This window comes from Rhodococcus sp. EPR-157, from assembly GCF_001647195.1.
In the GTDB taxonomy this organism is placed as follows: Bacteria; Actinomycetota; Actinomycetes; order Mycobacteriales; family Mycobacteriaceae; genus Rhodococcoides.
In genome coordinates, this window is the sequence record NZ_LVCV01000045.1 from 1 (window position 1) to 5,196 (window position 5,196).

Consider the following 5,196-nt stretch of genomic DNA (forward strand, 5'->3'; position numbering starts at 1 on the left):
GCCGATACCGACGGCGCTCTCCGTAGCGCCGCGTTGGCCGGCGCTCAGACTCGTGCAACTGCGGCGTCGTTCGCCGACATCGTCGGTGAACGCTTGATCGATCTCCGCCCGCGCAGTGTCGTGTTCGTAGCCGGCGGTGGTCGTGCAGAACGGGCGGCAGAAGTCCTGATCGCCGCCGTCGGTGCGCGTATCGGAGTCCCGCTCGTGCATTTGCCCGGCACACCTCCGTGGGTGGGACCTTTGGATGTCGTCCTCGTGTGCGGCGACGATGCGGGCGATCCGAGGCTGTCCGAGTCGACGGCGGCCGCCGTTCGCCGCGGCGCGGAGACGATTTTGATGACCCCCGACGAGGGGCCGCTACGCGCTGCCGCAGCTGGTCGTGCACTGTTCCTTCCGCCGCGTGTGGCAGTGCGCGAACCCAACACCTTGATGCGCTACGTCGCTGCCGGAGTGAGTGTTCTGGGCTCCGTGGCCGGCGGTGTCCATCGGCCGCTCCTGCCCGATCTGTCCCGCCTCGCCGATGCGCTCGACGACGAAGCATCGCGAAATCACCCATCTCGCGAGGTGTTTCACAATCCAGCGAAGTCCGTCGCAGTGCGTATGTCGAACAGGCGAGTGGTGTTCAGCGGAGCCGGGGCGCTCGCCATGGAGGCGGCCCGCCACGGCAGCGAGGTGATGTTCCGCGTCGCCGGCGTCGTGTCGGCGTCGAGTGTGCTCTCCGAGGTCATCGCGGCCGCAGTGCACGCGGCGCGAGCGAGCACTGCGGTGCCCACGGACTACGACCCTTTCTTTCACGACGAGCAAGTAGACGGTCCACGCCCCGAGGCGGCCATACGTGTTCTCGTCGCCGCGTCCCCTGCGCGCGCAACGGAGGCCGAGCGCAGGACTGCAGCGGTGAGCGACGTCGAGATACTCGTCGCTGGTGTGGGCGGGTCGAACCCGGCAATACCGGGCGAGCAAGGCTCGATGGTGGACGAGCTCGGCGAGTTCGAGTCGATGGCACTACTGGCGACGCGGTTGGAGATGGCTGCCGCATACCTACATCTGATGGGCGGTACATAGTGCAACCACTGCGTGGGGCAGTTAGGTCGTACGCATGGGGATCTCGAACCTCGCTTGCGCAACTACAGGGTCGATCGGTGCCCTCGGAGCATCCGGAGGCCGAAATTTGGCTCGGCGCGCATCCTGCCGACCCAGCGCATCTGACCGGCGAGGGAGAAGAGCGTTCTCTTCTCGACGCAATCGACGAATGTCCATCTCGTGAGCTCGGTACCACGATTTCGCAGAAATACGCTGGACGCCTACCATTTCTCCTGAAACTGCTTGCGGCAGAGGAACCTCTGTCACTTCAAGCGCACCCGAGTGCACATCAGGCCAAAGAGGGGTACGCGCGGGAAGAGGCGAGGCGCGTTCCCATCGACTCCCCGATACGAAACTATCGAGACGACTCGCACAAACCCGAACTGATCGTCGCACTCACCGAGTTCCACGCCTTGGCAGGTTTCCGGTCCCCGAAGTACACAGTCGAGTTCATCGACGCCCTCGGTGTCGACGCACTGTCCGGATACCGATCGTTGCTCGCCGATCAACCCGACGACGCGGGGCTGCGCACGGTGTTCACGTCGTGGATCACGTTGCCCGGACCTGCGCTCGACGCCTTGCTGCCGCTGGTGGCCGACGGGTGTGTTCGGTACCTCTCCACGACAGCGCACCAGGACGGTGGCCGGTTCGTGGCCGAAGCGCGGACTCTGCTGGAGCTGGGGGAGTCCTACCCGGGTGACGCAGGCGTGCTCGCCGCACTGCTGCTCAATCGTGTCACGCTGACGCCAGGGCAAGGGTTGTATCTCGACGCTGGAAACCTGCATGCATATCTGTCCGGAACAGGCGTCGAGATCATGGCCAATTCGGACAACGTCTTGCGTGGTGGGCTGACCCCGAAGCACGTCGATGTGCCGGAGCTGCTCAGGGTTCTCGATTTCGAACCCGCCGACGTGTCGATCTTGGAGCCCGACGTCGACACGGCGGGAGTCCCGGTCGTCTATCGCACTCCTGCATCGGAGTTCGCACTCTCACGATCGATGCTCGCCGACGGCTCGTCGGTCACCCTCGACAGTGCCGGGCCTCAGATCGTGTTGTGCACCGGTGGCCGAGTTGCGCTGGCCGCCGACACCGACAGTGCCGGCGGCGGGGGAGTCGAGCTCGTTCTGGAGCGGGGAACCGCTGCATGGGTGTCCGCTTCTGATCCCGTGATCACAGCGATCGCCCGCTGGGGTGACGCCGAGATCTTCGCTGCCACCGTCGGCGCGACCTCGGGCTGAGCCGCTTTTCGCCAAGCTCCTACGTGCCGCATTGTCGCGGCTTACTGTGTTACCAAAGGGATTCGAGTGAACTGGGCGCGTAGTGTCGAGCGGCCCACTCGAGCGATTCAGTCGAACAGAGAGAACAACAACGATGGAACACGAGCGCGCGCCGCAGGCCGCTCCCAAGACCGGGATCTTCCGAACCAAATCGGTCGAACAGTCCATCCGCGACACCGACGATCCTGATACCAAGCTCCGAAAGGAACTCACCTCCTGGGATCTGACGGTCTTCGGGGTAGCCGTGGTCATCGGCGCGGGAATCTTCACTCTCACGGCCAGGACCGCCGGAAACGTCGCTGGGCCGTCGGTGTCCCTTGCGTTCGTGCTTGCCGCGATCGCGTGCGGTCTTGCTGCGCTCTGCTATGCGGAGTTCGCGTCGACGGTTCCGGTCGCGGGCAGCGCGTACACCTTTTCCTATGCCACCTTCGGCGAGTTCATCGCCTGGATCATCGGCTGGGACCTCGTTCTCGAATTCGCCCTCGCAGCGTCCGTCGTCGCGAAGGGTTGGTCGCTCTATCTGGGCGAGGTGCTCGGCGCGTCGTCGCCCGTCGTGACGATTGGATCGATCGATGTCGATTGGGGAGCGTTCCTCATCGTCGTGATCATCACCGTGTTGTTGGCCAGCGGCACCAAGCTGTCCTCACGTGTATCGCTCGTGATCACTGCGATCAAGGTGGCAGTGGTGTTGCTCGTCGTCGTGGTCGGGGCGTTCTACATCAAGGCAGAGAACTACTCCCCGTATGTGCCTCCTGCTCAGGAAGGGTCGACCGGGGAGGGCATCCACCAATCTCTCCTCTCGTACGTGACCGGTGCAGGTGGCAGCACGTTCGGCTGGTACGGCCTCCTGGCAGCCGCGAGCTTGGTGTTCTTCGCGTTCATCGGATTCGACGTCGTCGCCACCACGGCCGAGGAGGCCAAGGAGCCGCAGAAGGCGCTTCCTCGGGGGATTCTGGGTTCACTCGCCATCGTGACGGTTCTGTACGTCGCAGTGACGCTGGTCTTGACCGGGATGGTCAACTACACCGAACTCGGTGGTGACAGTTCGACGTTGGCGACGGCATTCGAACTCAATGGTCTCACCTGGGCGAAGAACGTCATCTCCTTCGGTGCGCTCGCGGGCCTGACCACCGTGGTGATGGTTCTGATGCTCGGCCAGACGAGGGTGCTGTTCGCGATGTCCCGGGACGGACTCATGCCACGCGGCCTTGCGCACACGGGCAAGCGCGGAACCCCGGTTCGAATCACAGTGATCGTCGGCGTCGTCGTCGCCGTGCTTGCTGCCTTCTTCCCGATCGGACTGCTCGAAGAAATGGTGAACATCGGCACGCTGTTCGCCTTCGTGCTCGTGTCGATCGGAGTGGTCGTCTTGCGAAAAACCAGGCCTGATCTCCCGCGTGGTTTCAAGGTTCCGCTGATGCCCCTCATCCCCATTCTCGCTGTTGTGTCGTGTCTGTGGCTGATGGTGAACCTGTCTGTCGAGACGTGGCTTCGGTTCATCGCCTGGATGGCCATCGGCGTGATCGTCTACTTCGTCTACAGCAAGCGCAATGTCGAAAAACTGCTGCTCGAGCGGGAGAAAGCGGATTCTCGGGAGTAGCATCCGGATTCGAAGCCCTGTTGCTCGAAAGCGGCCTGCTGTACGCTTCGATAACAAACCTCGAGTTCTTTCAAGGGGATGGTCTTCGATGAAACGCGCCGGGCGCGCGTCCGCAACGGCGGACAAGCACTCCGGTGGCGGCGTGTCGGGGGACGCAGCCGCCATGCACTCCACGTTCGACTCGACCCGTGTGCGGGGACGGAGGCGAACCGGCAAGCGGCCGCTGTGGCTTCTCGGCTTGCTGGCACCAGCATCTGCGCTGCTTCCCTCGCAGCTGGTCATGTGGACGGGAATGCCGATCTTCTGGTGGAGCGGCGTCATGGTCTTCTTCATGATCATTCCGCTCATCGACCTTCTGGCCGGTGAGGACGGAGACAACCCGTCCGACTCGGACGTCGAGGAAATGCAGGAAGATCGCTTCTACCGGTGGTGCACGTATCTGTTCCTGCCCGTGCAGTTCGTGACCTTGCTGGTCGCGTGTTGGATGTGGGCGTTCGGCGGATTGACCGTGATCGACAAGATCGGGCTCGCTGTCACTGTCGGTCTGGTGGCAGGAACCGGAATCAACGCGGCCCACGAACTCGGTCATCGGATCGAGGAACACGAGCGCTGGCTGGCGAAGGTCGCGCTGACGCAGACCATGTACGGGCATTTCTTCGTCGAGCACAACAGGGGACATCACGTTCGTGTGGCAACGCCGAACGACCCCGCCAGCGCGCGGATAGGCGAAAACCTGTGGATGTTCCTACCGCGGAGTGTGTTCGGCGGGCTTAGGTCGGCGTGGGAGCTGGAGATGCAACGGCTCGACCGCCGCGGCATCCGGTGGTGGAGCATCCGCAACAATCTGCTGCATGCCTGGGCAATGAGTGCACTGTTGTTCGGCGGCTTGGCTCTGGTGTTCGGCGCCGAGATTCTGCCGTACCTCGTCCTACAGGCGGTCGTGGGCGTGTTCCTGCTCGAAACGGTCAATTACATCGAGCATTACGGATTGCTCCGTGAGAAGAACGAGCGCGGGCGCTTCGTGAAATGCTCCCCGCGCCACAGCTGGAACAGCGACAGGTTGTGCACCAATATATTTCTCTACCATCTGCAGCGGCACAGCGATCACCATGCGAACCCGGGTAAGCGCTATCAGACGCTGCGCAGCTGCGACGAGGCGCCACAGCTCCCGGCGGGCTACGCGTCGATGGTGCTGATAGCTGCAGTTCCGCCGCTGTGGCGACGCGTGATGGACCACCG

General features: G+C 63.4%; 4 protein-coding genes. All 4 read left to right on the plus strand.

Annotated elements, in window-relative coordinates; translation table 11 throughout:
- Nucleotides 1–1,062, plus strand: a 1,062-nt coding sequence (locus A2J03_RS30835; protein ID WP_068369005.1) for a tobH protein, incomplete at its 5' end; no start/stop codon positions are given.
- A complete protein-coding gene (manA, locus tag A2J03_RS01950; RefSeq protein ID WP_082897523.1) occupies nt 1,062–2,318 on the plus strand; it encodes a mannose-6-phosphate isomerase, class I in 1,257 nt (418 codons plus the stop codon). The genes A2J03_RS30835 and manA, both read left to right, overlap by 1 nt.
- Before the next feature lie 133 nt (nt 2,319–2,451).
- Nucleotides 2,452–3,957, plus strand: a complete 1,506-nt coding sequence (locus A2J03_RS01955; RefSeq protein ID WP_068369011.1) for an amino acid permease — start codon at nt 2,452–2,454, stop codon at nt 3,955–3,957.
- Nucleotides 3,958–4,045: 88 nt separating this feature from the next.
- Nucleotides 4,046–5,196 (plus strand): alkane 1-monooxygenase (locus A2J03_RS01960; protein ID WP_068369014.1); only part of this gene is annotated, 1,151 nt, incomplete at its 3' end.